Here is a 22,969-nt window from a genome sequence, read left to right as displayed (position 1 = left end):
AGAAATGGACACCGCCAGTGGAGGCTGGCGATGTAGATCGTGATGCTCTGGCCTAAGCATCATCGAATCTAGGACTTCTTCCTCCCTACAAAGGACTGAGCCCAACCTCGGTAGCCACTTGAGTGCAGTCCGGCTATCCTTTGCTGACCCAACGCCAAGGATTATGCGATGTTGCTCGGGCAAAACCTTCTGAAGCAGACCAAAGACGACTTCCTCACTGATCTTGCGACCCTGGCGAAGGCCCGAAGCACGCTGATCTTCATCGACACCAACATCATCGCCTACCTGTTCAAGCTGCATGCTGCTGCACGGCAGGAGTTTTTTGATTGGGCGGCGAAGGCGATCGGCGAGGGGCGGCTTTTTCTCCCAGCCTGGTGCGCTACGGAGTATCTGTCCCGATTAAAAGAGAATCAGCTTCATACCTACACGCCGAAAAGCAAGGACGATCAGCCGAGAAATCAGCTTGAGGCGATGCTGGAAACTGCTTCGCTTTTTGTCGACACAGATGTTCTGGCTGCTTCAGGTTTCCCAGGTACGCGGACTGACTTCTTGGCTGGGTTTCGTCAAGCAATCGACGGCCTGAAACAGTACACGCGGGCCTTCAAGCACCAGTTCGACTTCGACAAGATCCATGCTGAGATCGAGGACATCTTCGGCCCAGTCGTGCTGGAATCGCCAGTAGCCACGCTATGCGAACGTGCTAACAAAGAAGGCCCTTCGCGGATAGAACACCGTTTGCCGCCTGGCTTCAAGGACGATGGAAAGCCTGAAAATCGGTTCGGTGATTTAATCATTTGGCTTGAGATTCTTGGTTACAGCGAGGCGCGTAAGAACGACTTCACCCACGTGCTGTTTTTGACAAACGATGAGAAGTCGGACTGGGTATATGCGCCGTCTAAGCGGCTTGATTCTGTGCGGGGGACTGTAAAGCCGTTACCGAATAAAGCCCCTGTTCTAAAAATCATCGACCCGCGCTTGGTTTCTGAATTCAAACAAGCAGTTGGGCATGAGCATGTTTCAATTTGTACCTTATTCAGCTTGGTCGAGGGTCTGTCGAAGACCGATCCATTGACTGTGGGGCAGTTGGCCGCAGCGATCCAGATCGAGCTAGTCGCGAGTGACAATTCTGCTTCCAAATCAATTGCTGAAGCCGTCAACGCTTCTAATGTCGAACCTGAGGCAGAGGTAGAGGGGGGGGCAGAAGCTGCTGACGACCCTGTCGAACACGAGGTAGTCCCAGAACAGCCGGGCCAGCCAGATCCTGCTCAAAATCAGCCCTTGCCACTGGAGGAGGTCAACCCTGGTGACGCAATCGCGCTTGCGATCGAAGTCCAGGGGTATCGTGACGCTGACTACCATTCAGACGGCCCCGATGCACTCAACGGCATAATTAGCAAGCTACAGTCGCACAACTGGTACGAACAGAATCCCGCAATTCTTAAGATCGGTACCATTCTTCACGAGGAGTATCCGGCAACGTCGTGGTTTGTTTTAGGGAGAAATATCTATCAGGCTGCATGCGGCAACGCTCAGAAAGCCATGGACTTCATGCTAAACCTTGACTTGCGGCTTAAGAAATTCCCCGATCCAGTTTCGAAATATATCTTGGCAGGCATCGTTTATGAGATCTACTTCAATGGCCAGGGGGAGTTGCGTGAAACGCCCAAGGCGGGGGAGCTCGCTAGGCCGTTAGCCCTCGTTGCCAAGGATGACTACGCGGATGTGAGAGCCTTTATTCGCACCAAGCTTGATGCTGCCCACGCAAACCTCTTTTTCTCGCCTGGGGATCAACGGCGTTGTCTTGTCGAAGTGCGCTCAGAACCCGTAAATGGGCAAGACGCTGAAGATGATGAAAAGCGGATGCTGACCTCGATTACCTTGGATGGTCAGGAGATTTTGGTGGCTGCGGAGCCAGGAGCTGATGACTGGTTTGTTCGGTATCGAATGTCTTATCGGGCAAAAGACATCGTGGACGACATTGCTATCAGTTTGTCGATCCCGCATTGGGCGCTGGGGTTGGAGCTTGACCCGGTTGTCAAAGCCGATACCCGTTTCTACATTCCGGATAATCGCTGGCTTAATCCTGGTGTAATGCTGGAAGCTCCGCACGCTGACTGAGCATTTCCAGCACCGGCTGACCGTTCACGCCATCAGCAGCGGATAGCGAACCGCAGCGATGGCGCTTCGAGCGTTTCTGGTCAGGAGCACTCTGGGCGGCTTCGCATTCAGGGGAGACCTCTCACATGGGTTTTTGCCATCCCGACTTCACGTAACGGAACCTTGGTTCCTGAACCTTGGGGCCACCGAGATCCTCGCCCTCGATCCTGAATGACTTGGCCATGAGATCTCTTATTCCACCCAGGCGCTCCATCGAGGTGAGCTCCTTGGTGATGTCCTTGACGACGGTTGTGAACGCTTTGGTCGATGCTGACTTCATGAACACAGGTGTCGAGAGAGCGAAATCGCGGTCAGGTAGTGAAATCCCGAATAGACTGGTGACTGAGCTTGCCGTTTTAATGAGAAAGCTGCCCTGAATGCCCTGAGTAGACCGCACACCGTAGCTCCGTCTAAGGTCACCGCAAATCTTGTCGACGTCGTCCATGAGCTTCGTAATCCGCTTGTTGCCGCTCGCAATGCCCTGCTCGTCGAACGCAATGCGAATGGCTTTGAGCGTTTCACGCATGGTGACGAAGTGGCCTTCGTTGCGTAACTGCCTGGCAGCCTCAATGGCATTGGAGACGCTACCAGAGGATTGAGTCAGCCACGCCGAGAACAAGGGCAGATCCAATGCGACAGTCTGGGTTGCTCCGTGCGATTGGATTTCTGAAATGCTTGTTCTTGTCTTGTCCGCGAGGTTGGTTAGTAGGCGGGCAGTGAAATCATGGCCAAAGGCGCCCACTTTCTTCATCCAGTGCAACTGATAAGCGTGCCTGATGGGGTGGATGAACGAGTCAGCTTTCAAGTGTTTGGCAGCAGTCGAGTAATAAATTGATTTGTAGGCAAGCCAATTTAGGGAGGCGATGAACATTTCCAACTGCCTTGTGGGGCCACCATAGTCGCCCCGGCTGATCTCGGAGAATTCTGACTTACTGAACACGTGCCCATCCGAGCTTACAAGCTTGACGTCCTTCGACCAGCGCCCGCGTGTTTCGCCTGCATCACTCAACTCTGCAAAGATAGCCGCACTTAAAGCGCTGTACTTGCTGTATTCGTCAGAGCCACGGTAGCCTAACATCCTCATGGTCAGGTAATACACGCTGGAGGCTTGATCCCAGGTGCAGACCATGTTCATTTTCAATTGCTCCAAAAGGGCGCTGAAGTCGTCATCCACAAACTCTCCTCCCCGAATTTCGGGGCGGATTGATGCCGCTTCTTTGTGCGCGACCGCATCCACCTCCTCAAGACCAAATTCAGTAGGCGCCAAGAACCGAAGGTAAGGAAATTGCTGTTTCCGATTGTCTCTATGCTCAGGCTTGTAGTTGTCTATGCAAAGAAGATCATCGTAGAAGAGATTACCTTGCAGAAAGTTCTCCAAAGCACACAGATCTCCGTTGATCGTGTCGCTGGTCTTAACTGCTACCGCCCCGGTAGCGCGCTGGACGGCTGTGAGTGTGGCATTGTCGATCAGTGCGTACGTCATGGCTTGGTAGTCTTGTCTTGAGATGGCCAGAAGAACATTCGTTGATGTGGGAGGAGTAATTACTTTGCCACAGCCTTAACTGCTTTCTTTACGGAAAATTCCTGCTCGCTACCATCACTGAATTTCACGACAAAGCCCTGCGTAGTGCCACCGTGGGCGCCAACCCCACGCGCTATATTGCGCGCGTAAAAGGCAACAGGATGTCCGGGCGTTGGCCAGTTTGTCGCTTTGCAATACCGGACGTACAGCTCTTCGAGCAGCTCGAATTCAGTTGAGCCTTGAATATCTCCACCCTCAACGAGATTTTTGTCACGCATTGCATAAAAAAAGCGCTCCGCCTCCGTCTGAGATGAAAAAAGTTGACCTTTGATGACCAGTTGATTTGGCATTGTCGTTCCACTCCGTAGGGTTAGTCGGCAAACACGTCAATCGCTGAAAGACCAGAAGCTCGGCGCGCTTTACTGCACCGCTCGCTTCCATAGTTTTCCAGCACTACATTTCAGCGACCGCCCATTGCATGAGTCCTTTCTCAAAGGCGGTGAGCTGAAGACTCTCCACCCGAGGGGCAAGCGATCGTAGTTTTGCCAGCAAATCGTTCAGGTGCTCTGATGGCAAAATCAGGTGCTTGATCTTGGTTGAGATCTGAGTGGGAATTCCGTACTCGTCCAGTGCGGTGAGCAGGGGGTCAAGGAACATGTTTTCCAGTTGCTCAGCGAAGAAGCTAAAGTCTCCAGGCTCATACCCATGTTGCTCCAGCACGTCGACCTGTATTTTGTGAATCGCCATGATGTCCCGAGGTAATCTGAAGCACACAATGTTCCTCATGAATTTCAGGCGCAGGTTAATGGCTTCACTCGCCGAGACATCCTCCCACCGTTTTTCCACCGCTTCGCTTAGGTACGCCGGCAGATTTTTTTGATTTCGAAGTTCGTTGATGTGCCAGGCCAACTGGGAGCTGGACGAGATCAGATAGTCCATCAGATTCTTGTCTTCTAAGATCCAGACCAGCTTACATAAATAATTCAGTTGGTTCGGCTCAGGAATCCCTTTCCAGCCTAACAACTCCTGACTGTCAGGAAGGTCACTGATGATCGTTTTCGCCACTTCGACCTGACGCTCGATAGGAATGTGGCGGTTTTCGATCAGGGTGGCGGGTGACAGCACCGGGTTGGCATACGCTTCCTGGAGACGGCCTCGCGAGATATCCGTGAGGTATTCGTTCTCCAGCTGCATTAACAGGCCGATAGGTGAGGTTTCGTCCTGATGACCGATCGGGTACTCGACCGTCAGCCCCTGCTCAATAGGCGGGGCTTCGAGCATGAACACCTTGCCGATGAAGTATTTGTTCATGCGGCCAGCGCGCCCGGAAATGTTCTTGTAAGTGAAGTAGTCGAGCGTCGACATTTTGAGGCGACGATCGTAAATAATCACGTTCTCAGCCGACGTGTTTACGCCCTCGATCATCGTTGATGTACAGATGATTCGCTTGATGACGCCCTCGTTGAACAGCTTGACGATATACTGCTGCAGCGCGCGAGGCACCCCGCCATGGTGTATCCCGATGCCCAGGGCGATCGCCCTGGCAACGTTCCATTCTGGGTGGTACTGCTCGGAGATCCATGCAGCGATTTCCTGCGTCTCTGGCACCGGGGTCAACCCGGCATCCTGGATCAGATACTCAGCGACCCTGTTTGCGCTTGCCGGCGCCTGACAGTAGATCAGGGTAGGAGACTCCAGCGTCCTCACCAGCTCCAGGAGCTTCTGTGTGCGCTCCTCTGAGCGCATGCCCAGATTGAAATTCTGGATATCGACCGCCACAGTGCTGAAGTCGGACGGGATGAAATGATACTCGTAACCGTCTAACCCAGAGATCTTCTGAATGTGTGGCCCGAGCATGTAGAACTGCGCTCCAGTTTTTGCGAGCTTGTGGAATGCCAAGCTCAGATCGACGGCGCGCGTGCTCTCATCCTTATCACTCCCCAAATCGATTTTGTAAAATTCGTCCAGGACGAAGAACTCCACATCATCCAGATCAGGACGTTGAATAACGCGCTCCTGCGTTAGGAGGTAAACGTTGGTGCCGTCGGGGACAGCTTCCTGGCTGGGATGTGTGATCAGGTTGAAGTCTCTGAAACGCTTGACCAGGCGGCGCCGGGTCTCGTCAATCAGCGCAATGGTAGGAACGATTACCACCACTTTTTTGAACCGGCGCTGGGCAAGTACTGCGTCGATGACCAGGCTTTTACCGACGCTGGTGGAGGCGCTCAGGACGACATTTTGGCCCTGCATGATCAAGCTGAAAACGTGGGCCTGAAGGTGATGAAACACCATACCAGGCTCTACACCTTCAACCCTGTGAGCCTCGTAAGCCAAGCGGTCAGACAGGGCCATGTTGCTCAGGTGTGGTGTGATGTAAGGAAAGAGCCCTACAGCTCGCACCATGTTGAGCAGGAGCGATTGCTCGACTGCGTCGAAGAGTGTGAACTTGTCGAGCGCCCGGATCACCAAGTCGCGTCCTTCCCAATCGGAATTGCTTCGATTGACGATGGCGTTGATGGCGAGCAGTACATCGACTGTTGAAGCGCCCTCGTCACTAAGGTTCGCCAGGCTGTTCTTTATCGTTTCGTAGTTCATTACCGCATCGTTCCTTATGATCCCCGAAGCTGGCTTGCCCAACTAGAAATACCTTCACCCTGTGGTGTTTTCAGCTGTGCAAATCGACCACAAGCCCGAGGTCATACCTGCAAGTCTTCCAGTGTTTTGCAGCGAGCATTGAAAGCATTGGTCAGCTTATCGATGCTCTCCATTGGCACGAGGAACACCATGACCTTCACTTGCTTGATGTTCTCTGGCAACTGGGTGGTGAAGGTGCTGAAGTGGGCTTCGATCTCTTTTCTGAGGTGGTTCACGTAATCAGCGAGCCAGCCTGACGAGAGTGCGTGACTGTCATAGGTCAACAGGATCGGAAAGCAGAGGACGTTCAGCATGTCATCGACTGGCGAGTTTCGATGCAGTGCTTGGTTGAAGGCGTCCGCTTTCGGTTGATGGTGAAGAGGCTCGCGCAGGTTGATGATGATTTCGCGTTCCGACGACAGTACCGTTTCCGAAATGGTAGCGTCCAAGACGCTGCAGATCTGGGCCAACGTCGCGTCCATCTTGCCTGCTTCAATCAGGCGCGCGAGCCCTAGCCATAGCTGATCGTCCTGGCCAGGTATCTGGACGATGTGGGCGTTGCCAAATTCGGAGAGCTTGCCACTGGATTTATAGAAAACCTTGCATGCCACGGGCTCGCTGTTTTGGCGGCTGCGCAGGATGGCGTGGAGGATCAGTTCGGCGATCAGTCTGTCGCGGGGCAGCTCGCTGTCGCTGAAAGCATTGATGGAACGAGCGAGCATGGCTTCGGCATTGTGCGCGAGGATGTTCACGATCTCGCTCGCCTTGAGTGAGAATTCTGGGAGCCATTCGACCAGGTGTTTAGCAAAACCATCGTGCCGCCACGCCTTCAGCGCGTAGCGCACGTCGAAGCCGGAAAATGAGTGCAGCAGGCCTTCATCGGTGCTTGCGTGAAACTCGACCAGGAAGGGATCTGGACGTTTTTTGTAAGGTTTGGCTGTAGCCGTTGACTGGTCATCTGCGGCCTCTAGTAGCTGCTTGAGGTGGGCCAGCGCCGGGGCTCGCAGAATGATCTTCGTCGATGCTGCTGTTTTCACGTTGGCCGTGGCAGCCTTGTCAGCCATCTCCAAGAACTCATCGTAAATAGCCTGCATCTGGGTATTGTTAGGACGATTCCCGAAATCCTCAGCAAGCTTGGAGAGGGCCTTGATGTTGACGGCTTCCAGTGCCTCCACATCCCCGTAGACCTGCCAGACGCAGTTATCTGCCCAGTAGGCAAAATTCCGATTTTGTGGGGAACTAAATGTCTTGAATTTCTTGAGCAGGGCCTTGCCTCGGGCCGTGGTGGTGTCAGGCAGATTCCGCTTATCCAGCTCGGTTTTGAAGCCGTTGAGAATCTTCGCAACGTCGCGCTGGGTCACAATTCGGAAGCGGGCAGGGCCGGGGCGAACATCGCAATTCAGCGATTTATGGAGCAAGGACGAGTCGGCTTTGGTGCCATCCAGCTTGGTCACCTCTTCCATATTCCATTTGTGGTCACCCTCAGTCGTCTTGACCTGAATGTACTCGTTGACGAGCTCCCCAGCGTACTGAAATACGGCCACGATATCGTCGGCGGTCTCGCATTCCACCTGGGTGTAGCTGTTGTCGCGCAGCATCTTGAAAATGAAGCTGACGGCTACATGGTCTTGATACTTGAAGCCCTGTCTTGCAGCGGGCCCACCTTTGTTGGATGGGCTAGTAGTACGCACCATGACATCCCTGTATCGCGAGAAATTTCCAGGAAGGGCATCCGATTGATCAGCGTGGGTGACGAATACGGAGCCTGCTAATAACGTAACGCTACCACTAATGGCAATTGGCCGGCTATCGGCAAAACTGCGCAAACCGACGATTTGCCCACACCGATCCAGGGGCACCCACTTCGATATTGAAATTCCCCAGATTGAACAGGGCGTGTCGCAAAATGGATGGTTGTTGGCGACTCAATTTGGACGCAAACCGAGTCTAAGGAACTTGACCTGTAAACCCAGGAAATGACTTGTTAACCTTGGTGGTTTACAGGTCTTTTTTTTGGTTTACACCCTGTCTAGCTGGGTCATGCCAAGCCCCATTATGGTTTGCATGGCCAGGTCGAACTGCCGGTTTGAATCAGCCTCATGTTGGTAGTCGGGTATGAATGCCTCCCATTCTAAGCGGTCGGTTGCGAATGCGATCGACCACCACGGACTGACCGATGGAAGGCATTCCAATGACGAGCGGTGAATATTGCTCAGATGGCTCGTGGTCGCGACGTTTTCAAGATGGGACTGGGTTGCCGTCATGAGGGGGAGAGAACGTTCTCCGTTCTCTCCGACCGCTTCCTATTCAGTGAATAATCCGTCTTGCCTGATCAAGATTGAGGCTCACCAGGGCTGGGTGGACGGACGGTTATGGATAGCACAATCTTGTCCCACCTGAGCTATCGCAATACGGAGTGATCTGCATGGAATGCTTTCGAATAGATGAGAGCGGCTACACCGGCTTCGATCTGCTGAACGAAGCGCAACCCTTCCAGGGGACGGCAGCGATCGGAATCGATGACGCAGAGGCCGCGCGTCTGGTTCGTGAGTATTTCCCCAAGCTTCAGGCACCTGAGCTGAAGTACCGGTCGCTTTCGAAGCGTGCGAGTAACCATCCCAGGCTTTTGGGCCTAATCGGCGATCTGCTGGCTAATCACAAGTGCATTACCTACCTCTGTGACAAGCGCTTCGCATTGCTCTTGAAGTTTGTGGATTACGCGGTTGAACCTCATTACTACGAGCGCAACATCGATTTCTACAAGGACGGGAGAAATTACGCCTTAGCGTGTGTGTTGTATTACGCAGGGGCTCGATTGCTGGGTGAGGAGCCGATGAAGCACCTGGAATGTGCATTTCAAAATGCTATGAAGCTCAAAAGCCCCGCAGCGCTTTCCGGTCTAGTTACCGCCGCCCGGCAGACCGATTGGAGAAAGCTGGAAGATGCTACGGGGCCGCTGGTACACGCCGATCCTGATTGTCTAGGCGCCATTGCAATGCCTGGGGTCACGACCGACATGGTATTACCCGTTCTCTTGGCACTCATTACTCGGATGGAGCTGATGAGTGACGGGCCGTATAGGGTGGAGCATGATCAGTCGAAGAATCTGCTGACCTACCATGATCTGCTCCAGCGTCAGATCGATCACACGGGTGTGGCTGAATTTCGACAGTCTGCGCTCGCGAGTATTCGGTATCCGCTGAAGCTCAGCGAGGTAACCCAGGTCGACTCCAAGACGAGTCCAGCCGTCCAGCTTGCGGACGTTCTCATCGGAGCCACGATTGAGTCCGCGCAGCGTATGACTGGAAGGATTACGGATGGGTTGGATCCCCAGCGTCTTGCTGAGTTGTATCGCGATGATCAGATTATCCACATGCTGCCATCCGTGGATTTGGAAGAGCAGCGTGAATTCAGGAAGGGTACGCAGGCTGCGGCGTTGATCGACTACTTCGCGGAGAATTTTTCATCGTCCCGGTAACGCGATCATCGGTTCGTGGGCTCAGCTAATCAGGATGCCGGCAACAGTGAGTACCGCTCAAACAGCGAGCGATAGAACCCAATCAACACCTCCTCGGCATTCGGCTCCAGGAGCTCGGAAGCACCAAACCGGTAGACCTCATATCCCACCAGCCTCAGAGCCCTGTCAGCGGCCATCATCTCGGCGTATAGGCGGGGGCTTGAGCGTCCATCAGGGTCAGAATAATGGTGTTTGCCATCAACCTCGATGACAATCCGTACGCCGCCAGGAAGCAACAGAAGGAAGTCCATGCGCGACCTTAGCAAGGCCTCCTTGCCGCGTCGTGAGACCGTCAGGGGATCCCAGTGAAAGCAGACCTCCGGCAGCAAAACCGGAACCTCCGGAATCGCTGTCGTGAAGGCTTTGAAGAAGCTGGTGAAGGCGAGCGCTTGAGGAGGCGACGATTTTGGCAGGCAGGCTTTCAGGCGTTGATACAGGCGATTCTTGGCCTGGTCTTGATCGATGCTATAGGTCTGGGCATACCAAGCCTGGAGTTCGCGCCATAGGAGCCCGGAACTGCCGATAGGGCGGTCATAAATCAGGACATCCTCGATGCCGGTGACGACTTCGATATCATTGTCCAGCGCATTGCCCAGGCGCAGATCGGGCTTCCTGGTGGAAGCGAAGATGAGGTTCTTGGGGGACGACTGCTTTCCCGACCCGACGTAGGCCAAGGAGGCGGTCAGGAACGCATCCTCTCCCATTCCCACGACAAAGTGGACTCCACATGCTTGAGGGTACCGTCGACGAACCCGATAAATTTTCGCTGAGCGGGTTCGCTGGGTAGCATCCGTGACGAAGCCAGGGCCTCGACGAATCGGCCAAACCGGGCATGCGATGATTGAAATGCACCGAGTTTGTCGAAGAGTGTCACCGCATCCCAATCGTGATTTTCAATGTAGTGACGGACAATCTCCTGGCGGAGTGTTGGGGTTGGTCGGAGCAAGTCTACGAACGAGATTGTGTCGATTCGCCAGAACTCGCTGAGCACCTGTTCGAATGCAGCCCTGTCGATGTATAAGTCGATGGTGTTGAGCTTTTCTGCCAGCTCTCGACGGTAGCGACCAGGGATCAGAGGTGCTGTGCCATCATCCCACACAAGCTCTTGAAGCTGGTCTCGCTCATGAACCTCGAAGCCGAGTAGCTCTAGAGCTTTCTGGGCGGCAGCTACCATTTGAGCATCATCAGCGGCCTCTACTGCTTTCTCAAGATGCTGCCTCTTGGAGTTGTACTCCGTGCAATCATCCAGGCCTAGCCTGAAGAGCAATTCAGGGATTCGGGTATCCGTGTAGTGGTCTTTCTGATTGCCGAGGATCTGGCTGAAGGTGTCTCTCAGGCTGATGAGGTTTTGCTGGGTACGAGGCATGCGCAAGGGTTCGTGCTGATGTCGTTGCTTGGATGCTACCACCAGCAGGCAGCTGGCAATTGGCAGCAGGACATTGGAGGCGTTACGGCGTGTAAGTTACAGGACGGGAGCGGATTGCCCCCGACCCGAAGCGGGCATTACCGCAAACATTTACTGGCGTTGGAACCCTGCAAGGTCGTAGGGCACCATCATGGACACTCAAGCTGTCAAAGACGCGGTCAGGCTAGTGACTGTGCTGAAGGAGGCTCGAAAAAACGCGCTCTGTTTGCCTTCTGCTTATTCGCAGCCTTGTATGGTAACGAATTTAGTCCGGGTTCTGACTGCTCCAGTCTGACAAATAAAGGCTGACAAGCTGTAGAGTTGAAGAGACTTGATGCGGATCTATTGATTCATTGGCACCGTGAGCCAAGCGGTTCCGACTGCTCATGAATTCTAGAAGCGTATCTACGTCATTGACGGATATTTCCCCTTGCGAATACATGTGTTTTATCAGCATGGGAGCCGGAAGCCTCTCAACGGGAATGCTTTGAGAAATTGCCCTTTTTCTAAGGGTGGCCTCGAATATACTCCATAGGTATAAGGTTGCGGGTTCAATGAGCCCTTCTGCGATGAGGGTTTTAACCTGTTGCAGCTTGGATTCAAGCTGTGGCCACGTAGGTAGCTCATTTACTGAAGTAGGAGTCTTTGAAGACTCGACATCTTCCAGTGTAACAAGTAAAAACCGCCAGCCTTCGTGTTTTGAAATTTCTTGAGCAAGGGATTGAAGTTTATCGACGGAGACACGAGAAGCTTTGGTTTTGACTTCGATTATTAGTTTGGTATCTCCCTTTGTAGCTATCAGGTCAGGTTGGTACCCGCCCAAGTCGAAAGGGATTGACTCGGCAGTAGGTTCTTTTTTTACTGTAAAACCTTGCTGCAAGTAGTCGTCAATCAGCGATTTTATCTTCTGGTCGTGTGCAAGTTTGGTCGAGTTGCTCATAAGTAGCTCCTAAGATCCTGTGCGTCACACACTCTAACGTAGACACACTCATTGCCCTCGATAACACCACTTTGAAGTAGTGGTGGTAAATTTGTAACGTCAATAGGCTCTTGTAGAGGGCGACGATGGCTGTCGACATCGGATACCAAGAAATCGTCCTCAAAGACAAGTCCGACGAGAGCGTCTTGAATTGGCTTAATTATGTTGTCTATGTCGGCTGGGGAGTTGTCGCACAGATATACAATCGTAAAGCGGAGTGAGGGTGACGACACCGGTGGTGTCTCACTGTTCCATAGCTTGGCTGCTTCCTCTCGCACATAAGCTTTCCAGGCTTGAAGATTCGTCCTGCTTTTTGTTTGGTGCGACACAGGTCGTTTAGGGATGAGAAATTCAAAGGTCTGCATAGGCTCTTCGATATGGATTTTCCAAGTTTTTGCCGAATTTTTAACTCCAGGCATAGCCTCTCCAGCGTGCGGCAGGCAGTCAGCATCTGCTCAACTAATGCCTTTCTAGCATGGCATGTGCTGATGCGCCACCCTAAGGTGGCTAGTCCTCAGCCAGCTCCTTGTCACCAAGCTTCCCCTGGGGAGGGGGAGTCTCAGCCCACCAACCTGTCCGACAACTAACAGCTTTTAGAGGAGGCAGAGTTTTCAAAATCTACTCCTAGATAGAAAATTGCTCCATAACCCACTCGATGTGAGGTTGGTGAAATTTTATTCCATCATTGAGTGGAAAGTTTCTGGCCAAGTTCGGATCTGTCTCGAAATCCCATGTCCTAAGAGCTTCAGAGCATGTAACTCCGAACTCTGTTATAGAGCGGAGAGATAATAGCCATGAAATCTGGTCGCGAGTGAAACCCGTGAGTGGGAATTCACGAGCAGCGTCTCTATGTATCGACCATTCCAGAGGAGAGGACACAAATAGCCATCTACGCAGTTCAGCGGGATCTGATTTTTTGACCACACTGGACATGTGATCAAAGGAATTTTTTACCCGCAGGGCCAACCACCCAACAGATGCGAGCAGCTCTGCCTTTTGCTTCCGCGCGCGCGCACGTTCAAGGTGGTAGGGAATTAACCATGCGGCAATGATTGCAGCGATCGATCCTACCGCTTGCACCCATGCTGGGGCATTCGGGCTGCTCCAGGGGACGTAGAGGAGCACGCTCCCGGCCAGTAGTAGCGCTGGCGAGAAAAGAAACACCTTGAGGACAGCAGGCCTGCTGGATTCAATGACAAACTCCCTTTGTAGCATTCTAACCACCTACCCAATTTTCATGTATGAGGCATGATGCCACCAGGGCGGGCCTGCGGTGAAATCCAAACGTTTTTGGTGAGCGTGCCATGATGCGACTTGGCGGTCGCCAAGCGAGGCTACCAGCATGCCTGGTACTGCAGCGGCATGTCGGGAGGAAGGGACTACCAGATGGTTAGCGGGTACCTATTGAGGTCTAAATGAATTTCAAATAGGTACCGCCATCCCGGTTTCTGAGAGGTAGCCTTGGCACACGTTATCCAATAGGACTCACCGAGTGCACGCACCCACCGAAGCCGTACTTAAATGCGAAACCCTCCTGCGCACCATGATGGAGGATCTTCAGGCCAAGCGTATCTGGCCGAATGTCTGCATGATCATCGCCGGCATGCTTAAACGTCGCATCGAACTCGCCGACGTTTACGATGAAGTTCATGCAGCACTGGCCTCCACTCCTAGGGCCTTTTACATTTTTTGGGATGCTTTCGTTCACGCTGCCGATGGGTGGAATCTGGAGAAAAACCGCGCTGCCAGGCAGGCACGTGATGAACTGATTGAGATCAACTGCCGGATCGGCGAGCTCGCTGATCAGATGGCAGCATTGCTCGATCGGCGTGATTACCTTCATAACCATTCGGGTTTCAGCTCGGGTACCCAGTACCACATTATGGACATTGTGCATGAAGCTTCAGATCACAATTACCACTACGAGAGCTACGTGAAGGAGGGGGTGGAACGTCTCCAATACCAATATGATCTCAAGTATTGGCCAACATTGAGTGAGGTTGTTCAGGCTATCGGTGCCGATGCTGAGAGTGCAGAGGTTACTGCCGACAACGAGACCACAGCGGTTGCTACCGAAAGCCGCAAGTCGGGACGCTCGGATTTCGTGAAGGCACTACTGGCTCGCATTGACGACAACCGGGTGAGGGAGTGTGGTTTCATTCCCGACAGCTTTGCGCTTTCTGACAGCGGTCTTGCGTCACTCGTCAACTGTGGATTGGACTTGAGCGTGGATGAGCTCGTCGACGCTAATTTTATTAAACGTTTCCGGCAACGGCAGCGGCAAGCAAAGAGAGCTTAATGATACTTGGGTTATGCTGAATTATGAGAGAGAATCGGGCTAACCCATCTGTTTTGTTGCTAAGGAAAAACCATGTCTAAGCTTGCAGAATTCCGAAAACTTGAGCGTGACCTCGCCGAACAGCTTGCTGCCCTGGAGGCCATGAAGTCTGATAAAGGACTTGAGCAAGAGATGGAGTTTGAAAACAAGCTGCGCTCGCTTCTTGGTGAGTACAACAAGAGCTTGAAAGAAGTCGTAGCCATTCTCGATCCCCAGTTCGCATACACCTCAGTCAAAAGCACTGTGTCTGAGAAGCGCACTCGCAAAGCTCGCGCTGTGAAGGTCTATAAAAACCCTCATACGGGCGAATTCATCGAGACCAAAGGCGGGAATCACAAAGGCCTGAAGGCCTGGAAAGAGCAGTACGGTGTAGAAACTGTCGACTCCTGGTTGAGCTGAGCCTGAACTGAGTCGTCGGATGATGGAGATGCAGGTTGACGCGTCAGATATCTGATCTCCATGGTGCCATGACCAGAAGGGGAGAGCTGGCTTCCCTTCTGAATTTGCCTTTGCACGAGTAGCTGTACCAGCGTCGATCAGTATCCGACCTTGATTACACTGGTACCCGTTTATCGCTCATGGGTCGCATGGCATGCCGGTCGACCATCTATCCGCATCGACTCATATCAAGAGCCTGAGTGCCAGTACTGACTCACCGTTGATTTCGAGAGCCCAAGCAGCCGCCGAATCTCGGCCTGAGACTTTCCCTCAGCCTTTAATCGCAACACGGCGTCTTTGTTTTCCGTGTTCGCTGGCTTGCCCTGTGATCGAGCAACGAGCTCGCCGTCCTGCATCTGCTCCTCCAGCAGCGCCAGGCCACCAGCCGCCTTGAAACGATTCAGTTCACTCTGAGCTGCGGCGATGGCGTCATCAGGTGTCTGACCGCGTTCTAGAGCTACACACAGAGCCATGAAAGCTAGGACATCGAAGTCCAGCGCCTTTGCTAGGGAGGATAGCTTTTCGAGCGTGAGCTTGGATTTTCCACGCTCGATGGAGCTCACCGAGGTGCGGAAGGTCGCCTCATTGAGCTCTTCGTAGCCCAGTCCGCGCTGCTGTCGAACCGCCCTGAGCGCTGCACCTATCTCGTTTTTCAGCGTCATGATCGTCCGAAAAGTCAGGATAGAGCCACACGTCGTAGGTTCTGATAAATAGCGCGGGTTGTGCTTATGAGAACCACTCGGATATGATGGGTTCTAATGACGGCATGCTCCGAAGAAGCCCCTTGGACACACGTGTTCCATCCTGGCGTCTCGGTTCGAGTGGAGGAGGGCTGTCAATTTAAGCTTAAATCGAATCAAGAGGCGGCGAAATGCGGGTGTACATAATCTCCGACCTGCACCTGGAATTCACCGCTTTCCAGCCCCCGGAGTTCGCGCCAGGGAGCCTGGATTTGGTGGTGCTTGCCGGTGACATTCACAAGTCGGATAAAGGCGTGCGATGGGCTAACGAGACATTCAAATGCGATGTCTTGTATGTCCTTGGGAATCACGAGTTTTACTCAGGTCACTTCGACCGGACGATTGAGAAAGCACGCGCAGCCGCTCAGAGCCACGTCCATGTGCTTGAAAATGAGTCGTTCGTAGCAGGTGGAATTCGGTTCTTGGGAACAACCGGCTGGACGGATTTCGGCGCGACTGGCGACGTAAGCGCCGCGATGGCGATGGCGCGGTCGATGATGAACGACTACCGAATGATACGGGCAGATCAAAACTATCGCCGGCTGCGCCCTGTCGACGTCGCGATTAGGAATCAACGGGCGAAGATATGGCTCGCTGCCGAGCTAGAAAAGCCATTCTCTGGCAAGACTGTTGTTATCACGCATCATGCGCCGATCCTCGAAGTGAATGACAGCGAGCATGAAGGTCATCTGAACGCAGCTTACTGCAATTCATGGTACGGCCTGGTCGACCGAGCTGACGGGTGGATTTTTGGTCACACTCATCATTCGATCGATATTGTGCTCTCGGGCTGCAGATTGATCTGCAATCAGCGGGGCTACCCAGGAGAGAGGTGCGGTTTCGATCCTGGGAAAGTAGTGGAATTTTGAAGATTACGGGGTGCGTTTTGTCTTACAGCTCTATGAATACAACCATGGCATCTGATCTACCTCCGGAGGTCGAGGCTGCGAATTCGGTGGACTGGGGGGTCATGATTGATGCGTTTCTGATGCACGCTGCCCAAGTAGGCTCCCGGTTCACAGGCTCCGTTTATTGCGATCGCTCAGGCAAATCGTCGGACGGAATGACAGTGATAACACCAAGGGTGGTTCGTCTATCGCAGAAGCATGGCATGACACTTCTTCGTAGCATTTGCGGAGCAGACCACTACGTGATCGTCACCCTGTTCTCGGTTACAGCAAAGGAAGCCCTGGACGCCTGAAACGCTGGCATCAACTGGTTGAATTCATGAGCAATCCAAGAATAGTTGCCCCATGCACGTGCTCGCGTATTGGAGGCTGGAGTTCTGAGCATCGGTGCTTTCTGGCTCGATATGAGCAAATTCTTTCGGTCGCGGACGCCGTGTTTGGGGATCGCCAACTTGCACAACGGTGGCTTGGAAAGCCGGCAGTTGGACTTGCCAACCTGACGCCCTGTAGGCGCCTGTCTACACCTAAAGGCTATGAGGATGTCCACGAGGTGCTCATGCGAATTGATCACGGCATATGCATCTAACTCGCGCAGCCCTATCAAGCGGCAGCCTGATAGGGAGGTGTCCTGAGTGACCTGTGACGGGCTATTCGATTGGCCCATGAGCGTTACCGCCGCTTCGCCCCTGCGCTTCTATTTGGCGCCGACCTCACTCCGTTGACCCATAGCGGGCCTGCACCTCGCTCATCACCGTTTTAACCAGGTGCTCACTGTAATCATGCAGCGACCACTGTTTCACCTTGTGATTGAGGTAGTCGACCAAAAAGAACACAGGGAGCGGCAGGTGGGGCTCGGGCACATCTGTCGCTAAGGCCAGGCTTTGAGTAGCGCCATACAGTTTGGCGAGCATTCTGATATTTGCTCGCCCTCCGGAATGGCTGGCTTTGCTGAGACAGAACACGTGGTGATTCTCGGGAGCGGCATCTAGGATCGATTGAAGGGACGCATCCTCGATGATGTCGGCACTCAAGCGAGGCGTTCCCGTCAGGATGCTGTCCTTGACCTGCTGGAAACCGGGATCGGTCACGTAGTCGCGACCCAAATAATAGGCGAGCAGATTAATGCCAATTTTCGCGATCACCCGCTCCATGGCGCCGACGGTCACCGTCATCTCCACCGATACAATGGGCCCCTCGGTGTCGACTGTTTCTTGAGTATCGAATGAGAATTGCTCGACCGCGTGGGCGAAGAAACTGAGGGCGTCTTCCACTGTGGCACTTGAGGTCTTGAGCACGATTCCCTTATTGAGGTTCTGGAAAATCGTCGCGGCTGGAGTCAGGCCTGCTGCTTCAGTAGCACCGTAGTGCTCCAGCCAAAGGCCAGCACGAGGGGGTTTGGACTCGAAGCTCGATTCAGCCGCCTGGGTGAAGGTCTTGTCTGAGCGGAGCATGGTGATGGCTTCATACCTGAGTTCATGCTCCGGGCCTCGCTTTCTTATGCAGGTAACTTGATTGCCTTGGAGCAGGGTCGACAGAGCCATGAGGAAGCTGCGTAGCTCGTCAGGGCCTGCGGCGGCGGAGTCATATTTTTTCTCGCCGGTTATCTTTAACTGCGGAAGGACTATCGGCTGGGCGTGTCGTCCGAAGTCGACCTCATGCGGGTATCCCGATGAGCTGGCCATCTGTTTGCGCCGTGCCTGGATACCTGGCGCAGCGGTACGCTTACCGCGATCACGGCCATGTGGCTGCATGAAGGCACGACCGATGGCAATAGGTGAACAACGTAGCACCTCCAACTCCAGCTTGCCCAAGACATCCGTGTTGCAACGTTTGCACACCATGTCTACCAGCAAGTAGCGATCGTCATCCGCTCCAAGCCCCGCACTGATGACATGCTCGTCAGAGAAGGGCCCAGGGCCTTCACAGTAGATGCATACCGGTGAAGGGACTGTCGTTTGAATGGTCAAGTTATGGCTCCTAACTGTCGTTTAGGGATCCGTTTTCAAACCCATTTCTATTCAGTCCCGGTTTGCTCGCCAGTATTCGACCACCTGGTTGAACGCGTCCATGTAGAACGCCTCCTCGTTATCAACCTCAGCGCCGCATCGTCGAGCCATGGTGAAAAAGCCGGCACCTGGCATCCAATCGTCCTGGTGAACGACCAAGGCGGTCAAAAAGCCTCGACCCTCCGTGTACTCCTCGGTCGATATCTCATCGAGCAAATAGCTGAGCCGGTGATCGTCGTGCGAGATGGCCAGCGGAAGCTGGGCGACAAGCTCGCCGTAGGTCACGAGCTCCCGGTTTTTAAGACGTGCCCGTCTGACCAGGAGGTTTCGGGCAGCGGTTTTGGCTTGAGCCCAGTCGGAATCCGCAAAGCCATGGGTATGACCGATCATGGGCGCTTGCTCGCGTCGAGAGCCAAGTAAACATCCTTGGCGTCCATCACCATGATCTGCGGGTTGAGGTCGCGCAGGTGTTCGAGCTTGGCATGTTCTTCAAGCAAATAGGTTACGGCTGTGAACACTGCTTTGTTGGTGATCTCCCGCTCAGTGCGCCGGTAAAACATCGCATGGGGTAGATCACGCCGGATGCCGTCTTGAGTCGTGACTGTCCGAGCAAATCCGGCCTCTTCCATCAGATCGTGGATCTGGTCGTAGTGGTGCTCATAGCTGAGTTGTACCCGAACGATGAACTCTTTCGAGTCCCGGCGTGGGAGGGTGTGTGGTTTGCCGTTACCCTTTTCCATGTTGGCAAGCAGCCATTGTGCGAGGGTCTTTTGAACGATGTTATCGACCGACATCAGAAACATTCCTTGGAGGTGACGTGCGGCTACTCATGAGCCGGATTGAGGCACACAAAACACCTGCTGGAATGTATCAATTTCCTTGGCGTTGTCTATCTCAAGAGGGCCAAGAGCGGGCGAGCCCTCGTCGTCCATGACGAGGGCGGCAGGTCGATCAGGTGGAAGCTGTTACTCCGCTTGCGGTATCCCAGCCAGCTTTGCGAGGTACCACGTTGGCAGAGGATGGCGGTGCAGCCTAGCCGAAATCGCCATCAGCACTTCCCAAGGCGTGTCGTGCCAAGCGAAGTCCTCTGGGACAGCGGCATGGGTCGGAATTTTCAGCGAAGCTTCGACTTCCTCTGCCGGCGTCTGCATGAAGCCGGTCACGCTGCGTGATACACCAACGGCATTCACATAGGCCCCAGAGTTTGTCAGCGTCTGCAGGGCTTGCTGAGGAAACCACCGCTCTAGCGTCACTCGCTTCAACTTCGGCACAATCCCCGTAGACAGTTGATTAAGAGCTTCCTGATCCCCGATCAGCGCGGCCATGGTTCCCAGCAATGGCACCAACGTGGTGGTTTGGAAGAACCCCTCCCTCCGGGTTTCCTTTCCGTAGTGCAGGGCCATGGCGTCTTCGAGATCATCGGTGTCCACCGGCATGATCCTGTTCTGCTCTAGCGCCGTCTCAAAACGGTCAATGCACTCGCGCACCATGAGTTGGGTGCTAGTGATATCTCCCGTAGCCATAATCGCCACCGTGGCGAGCGAAATGTCGATTGCTTGACCGTCATATACCGGCAACAAGCAGCCGTTGTGGGCATTGATAAAAGACACCAGGTTGATGTGCATGGCCAACACCTTTGACTGATCTGCCTTTGTTGCGAGTAGCAACAGAAGCGCGGTGCCCAGGCGCCCAAGCTCATCGCAGATCAAGTCGATGTAGAGCACCTGATCTGGGCGATACCGAAGGACATTCCGACGGTTGAGAAGCGATGGCATCACGCGATCGTAGTACCGACGCAGGGCATCGGAATGAAGCTGAGCAAGCGTTTCGAACCGCTTGAGGAACTGAGCGTCATCCTGAAGGCCCTGCGTAATCGATTCGCTCCAAAGGCGCAGCAGGAGGTATTCACCTGCGAGTACGCCTGGCTTTTGGTTGCCTTCGCTTTCGCCCCATACGAGCAGAACCGCCCATCCCATTGCTGCTGCCGCAGCTCGTTTGTGAAAGCGGTTCCGGCGCGTATTGTCGGACACGTCCGGGGCGTCTTCTACAGCGCTCAAGCAGTCGTCGACGAACCGCACGAACCGAGAGAATGAGGCTTGCGTGTCGTCGAGGCCAGCCAGTGCGGCCCTCAGGTCAGACTTCCCCTTTTCGAGCAGCAGCGCGTCATCAAAGAGGTACTGCTCAATGAACGGGCTCAACTGATCCATTCCCCAGAAATCCAGCGAGCACAGAGGATCCATCTCCTTAACCTGACTTGTCAGGGAGGAATAATCCGACTGGGCATCCTGCTTCAAGACGCCGTTGGAAACCAGGAGGATCCGTTTTTTCAAGCCTCGCAAAGCTTCCGGCAACCGATTCCGGATGTACTCGGTCGACGCCTGGAGAACGGAGGGTAGGATCGCTTGCTGACTGCTGTAAAAGTCATTTCGGCTTACGTTCCCGAATTTGATGATGAACATGAAGACTTCGGTTTCGCCTTGGTCATTAGCCTTCGTAGACATGACGTCGACGCCGCCCTGGTTCACACCGACCTGGGCACGGCTCTGCACCGAGTGCCCCATTGCTTGCAGAAGATCCGGGAGGAGGGCATCCAGTTCGTCGCGTTCGCGAAGCCCTGTGAGGTAATGCGAGAGAACCAGCTGAATGCTCATTGCCCAGCTTCCTCCCAAAGGTTGTTCACCATGTGTACGTAAAGGAGCGGATCAGCAGTCCAGGTCTGAGGGAGTTCCACGCTCATCTCGTGGCTAAACATGGGAATCATCGTCTCCACGGTTTCCTGATCACTCTGGTACTCCACTGCCACATAGTTGGCGTACTTGAAATGCTCCGATGCCATGAACATATCGGCCAAGAAGAAATCCCCCCGAGCCTGTTCGGTCACCGCTCGACTTTCATTCCGGCGCAGGTAGCGGAAGCTTCGGCGCATCTCCGACGACATTTGAAGCTCGGCCAACTGGGGCAGGGCCTCCAGCTCACGGAGTTCCGAGGCAAGCTTCTCGGCCAGGTGCTGGGCGAGTGGCGATTCAGCCAGCGGTGAAGATTCTGCTTCCAGAAGCCGTTGACAGGTGGATGGGTGCTCGACCGTGAGGAACCTTACGACCGTGGCTAGGTTGCTCGAAATCAGCGGGCTTGGTGGCAGGTCTTCGTTCAAGCTCAGCACCCAGCCCAAGGAAACGGCTACAGGAACATCCAACGCACACAGCCTGCGCGCAACGGTGATCGCGCACTGCTCAGTCACGCCGGTTAGCGCGAATCGCACCAGCTTGGGGTATTGCAGGTAATGAACGCTCACCTCATGAGCCAGTGCCTTGCTGAGTCTGTAATGCCCCTTGTGGCCGATCCAGGCGCAGGCGGCAAGCAGAAACAAGTCAGTAGTCGCGATCCGGCGAAGGCAGCCTTTTGCTTCTTCTCTGAGTGTCTCAGCGTCGACGCCTGATTTTTCCGCTTCGCGCCACAGCGCATAAAACTCTTCCAACAAGGCTTGGCCATCCTGCTCAAGGTTGGCTTGATACAGGCGAAGGTAAAAATCGTTGAACCGCATCATGTCCATCTACATGGGCTCCGGGGCGCGGGAGTATTCGTCCATTGGAAGACTTTTAACGTAACTGTTACCGCCTAGCGAGGCGAGTCCTTGCCGACATCCAACCATTACATCTCGGTGTCGTGCAACGGCATCCTTGTGGGGCAAGGGGCAAGGGGCAAGGGGCAGGGGGTTCGAAAGCTGCCGAAATGCCACCCTTCCGGACACTGTCGGACAAATATGCTCATTTAAGACGCAACGTGTCTGTTTGCGACGTTTTTGCCACCCCACCCCCTTGAAATTTTTTTTGCGCGACGGAGTTTTATTATTTGAGAGCAAAAGAATTTTAACGGTGCTTGCACCACCGCTGATGCAGGATCAACGCGCTATTTGATGGCCTGTCCTAACGTTTTTTGCTTTTCGCTTTTTCGCCTTTAGGTTGCCCCTCTGTGTGGCTATGCGGGGTGTTCAGGGAGATCGGTTTTTAGGGCCGAAGGCCCTCCTTACGTTTTGAAAACAAACGACCGCGATTTCCAGATTTTTTTTGAGTGAATCGCTCCGCCTGAAATTGCACCCATCTCATCCAACGCCGGCTATGTTGGCTGAGATCAACCCGCCTTTCAGTCAGTAGGATTGGCAACGTTAGCCCTGGTTATCGATAAATTGTTCTGTTGTGTCAGCCCCGAGCCTCATCGTGATGCGTTAACCGCCTGCAGGGCTTCCTCTAGAGCCTCTAGCGCGTCTGCCAAGCGCTGATCCTCGCGAGCGTCGCCGCTGGCAGGCTTGAACGCTTCACAGTGTCGTA

Annotated in this window: 20 protein-coding genes; 6 read left to right on the top strand and 14 right to left on the bottom strand. The window is 53.9% G+C overall.

What is annotated here, in order from left to right; translation table 11 throughout:
- The first annotated feature begins 168 nt into the window (after positions 1-168).
- On the top strand, positions 169-2,118 hold the full coding sequence (locus tag ACIPZF_RS04105) for a PIN-like domain-containing protein (protein WP_400795510.1): 1,950 nt from the start codon (positions 169-171) through the stop codon (positions 2,116-2,118).
- A gap of 121 nt (positions 2,119-2,239) precedes the next feature.
- On the opposite strand, the gene ACIPZF_RS04100 is transcribed toward ACIPZF_RS04105, so the two are convergent.
- From ACIPZF_RS04100 to ACIPZF_RS04085, 4 genes are all read right to left on the bottom strand, one after another.
- Positions 2,240-3,640: a hypothetical protein gene (locus tag ACIPZF_RS04100; RefSeq protein WP_400795507.1), complete on the bottom strand. Its 1,401-nt coding sequence runs from the start codon at positions 3,638-3,640 to the stop codon at positions 2,240-2,242.
- A 59-nt stretch (positions 3,641-3,699) separates the two neighbouring features.
- On the bottom strand, positions 3,700-4,029 hold the full coding sequence (locus ACIPZF_RS04095; protein WP_400795504.1) for a hypothetical protein: 330 nt from the start codon (positions 4,027-4,029) through the stop codon (positions 3,700-3,702).
- A 103-nt stretch (positions 4,030-4,132) separates the two neighbouring features.
- On the bottom strand, positions 4,133-6,274 hold the full coding sequence (locus tag ACIPZF_RS04090; protein WP_400795502.1) for a DEAD/DEAH box helicase: 2,142 nt from the start codon (positions 6,272-6,274) through the stop codon (positions 4,133-4,135).
- A gap of 101 nt (positions 6,275-6,375) precedes the next feature.
- Positions 6,376-8,007, bottom strand: a complete 1,632-nt coding sequence (locus ACIPZF_RS04085; RefSeq protein WP_400795499.1) for a dsDNA nuclease domain-containing protein — start codon at positions 8,005-8,007, stop codon at positions 6,376-6,378.
- Positions 8,008-8,738: 731 nt separating this feature from the next.
- Between ACIPZF_RS04085 and ACIPZF_RS04080 the strand changes: the two genes are divergently transcribed.
- A complete protein-coding gene (locus ACIPZF_RS04080; RefSeq protein ID WP_400795496.1) occupies positions 8,739-9,791 on the top strand; it encodes a DUF3800 domain-containing protein in 1,053 nt (350 codons plus the stop codon).
- Positions 9,792-9,820: 29 nt separating this feature from the next.
- Here the strand turns inward: ACIPZF_RS04080 and ACIPZF_RS04075 are convergent, their stop codons facing one another.
- The 4 genes from ACIPZF_RS04075 to ACIPZF_RS04060 all read right to left on the bottom strand — a co-directional run bounded on the left by ACIPZF_RS04075 (position 9,821) and on the right by ACIPZF_RS04060 (position 12,579).
- The gene (locus ACIPZF_RS04075; RefSeq protein ID WP_400795493.1) at positions 9,821-10,540 is read right to left on the bottom strand and encodes a hypothetical protein; all 720 of its coding nucleotides are present in this window, start codon (positions 10,538-10,540) and stop codon (positions 9,821-9,823) included.
- Positions 10,513-11,196, bottom strand: coding sequence for a hypothetical protein (locus tag ACIPZF_RS04070; protein ID WP_400795491.1), 684 nt, complete (start codon positions 11,194-11,196; stop codon positions 10,513-10,515). Before ACIPZF_RS04070 ends, ACIPZF_RS04075 begins: the two co-directional genes overlap by 28 nt.
- Before the next feature lie 304 nt (positions 11,197-11,500).
- Complete coding sequence (locus ACIPZF_RS04065) at positions 11,501-12,175, bottom strand: hypothetical protein (protein WP_400795488.1); 675 nt, start codon at positions 12,173-12,175, stop codon at positions 11,501-11,503.
- The gene (locus ACIPZF_RS04060; protein WP_400796095.1) at positions 12,172-12,579 is read right to left on the bottom strand and encodes a RusA family crossover junction endodeoxyribonuclease; all 408 of its coding nucleotides are present in this window, start codon (positions 12,577-12,579) and stop codon (positions 12,172-12,174) included. Before ACIPZF_RS04060 ends, ACIPZF_RS04065 begins: the two co-directional genes overlap by 4 nt.
- A gap of 1,127 nt (positions 12,580-13,706) precedes the next feature.
- Between ACIPZF_RS04060 and ACIPZF_RS04055 the strand changes: the two genes are divergently transcribed.
- The gene (locus tag ACIPZF_RS04055; RefSeq protein ID WP_400795486.1) at positions 13,707-14,513 is read left to right on the top strand and encodes a hypothetical protein; all 807 of its coding nucleotides are present in this window, start codon (positions 13,707-13,709) and stop codon (positions 14,511-14,513) included.
- A gap of 72 nt (positions 14,514-14,585) precedes the next feature.
- Complete coding sequence (locus tag ACIPZF_RS04050) at positions 14,586-14,951, top strand: histone-like nucleoid-structuring protein, MvaT/MvaU family (RefSeq protein ID WP_400795484.1); 366 nt, start codon at positions 14,586-14,588, stop codon at positions 14,949-14,951.
- A gap of 227 nt (positions 14,952-15,178) precedes the next feature.
- On the opposite strand, the gene ACIPZF_RS04045 is transcribed toward ACIPZF_RS04050, so the two are convergent.
- The gene (locus ACIPZF_RS04045) at positions 15,179-15,652 is read right to left on the bottom strand and encodes a helix-turn-helix domain-containing protein (protein WP_400795481.1); all 474 of its coding nucleotides are present in this window, start codon (positions 15,650-15,652) and stop codon (positions 15,179-15,181) included.
- A gap of 209 nt (positions 15,653-15,861) precedes the next feature.
- Here ACIPZF_RS04045 and ACIPZF_RS04040 point away from each other — a divergent pair, with 209 nt between their 5' ends.
- Positions 15,862-16,599, top strand: a complete 738-nt coding sequence (locus ACIPZF_RS04040; protein ID WP_400795478.1) for a metallophosphoesterase — start codon at positions 15,862-15,864, stop codon at positions 16,597-16,599.
- A gap of 358 nt (positions 16,600-16,957) precedes the next feature.
- A complete protein-coding gene (locus tag ACIPZF_RS04035; protein ID WP_400795475.1) occupies positions 16,958-17,224 on the top strand; it encodes an antitoxin Xre/MbcA/ParS toxin-binding domain-containing protein in 267 nt (88 codons plus the stop codon).
- A gap of 124 nt (positions 17,225-17,348) precedes the next feature.
- Here the strand turns inward: ACIPZF_RS04035 and ACIPZF_RS04030 are convergent, their stop codons facing one another.
- The 5 genes from ACIPZF_RS04030 to ACIPZF_RS04010 form a co-directional block, all read right to left on the bottom strand.
- Positions 17,349-18,605, bottom strand: coding sequence for a hypothetical protein (locus ACIPZF_RS04030; RefSeq protein WP_400795472.1), 1,257 nt, complete (start codon positions 18,603-18,605; stop codon positions 17,349-17,351).
- Positions 18,606-18,656: 51 nt separating this feature from the next.
- On the bottom strand, positions 18,657-19,034 hold the full coding sequence (locus ACIPZF_RS04025; RefSeq protein ID WP_400795470.1) for a hypothetical protein: 378 nt from the start codon (positions 19,032-19,034) through the stop codon (positions 18,657-18,659).
- Positions 19,031-19,438, bottom strand: a complete 408-nt coding sequence (locus ACIPZF_RS04020; protein WP_400795467.1) for a hypothetical protein — start codon at positions 19,436-19,438, stop codon at positions 19,031-19,033. The genes ACIPZF_RS04025 and ACIPZF_RS04020 overlap by 4 nt, the downstream gene beginning before the upstream one ends.
- A 171-nt stretch (positions 19,439-19,609) precedes the next feature.
- On the bottom strand, positions 19,610-21,295 hold the full coding sequence (locus tag ACIPZF_RS04015; RefSeq protein ID WP_400795465.1) for a hypothetical protein: 1,686 nt from the start codon (positions 21,293-21,295) through the stop codon (positions 19,610-19,612).
- The gene (locus ACIPZF_RS04010; RefSeq protein WP_400795462.1) at positions 21,292-22,194 is read right to left on the bottom strand and encodes a hypothetical protein; all 903 of its coding nucleotides are present in this window, start codon (positions 22,192-22,194) and stop codon (positions 21,292-21,294) included. Before ACIPZF_RS04010 ends, ACIPZF_RS04015 begins: the two co-directional genes overlap by 4 nt.
- Positions 22,195-22,969 lie beyond the last annotated feature (775 nt).

It is taken from the genome of Pseudomonas sp. NPDC089752 (assembly GCF_044748725.1).
In the GTDB taxonomy this organism is placed as follows: domain Bacteria; phylum Pseudomonadota; class Gammaproteobacteria; order Pseudomonadales; family Pseudomonadaceae; genus Aquipseudomonas.
The sequence above is the reverse complement of the archived record's forward strand: the minus strand, read 5'-3'. Positions and strand labels throughout refer to the sequence as shown.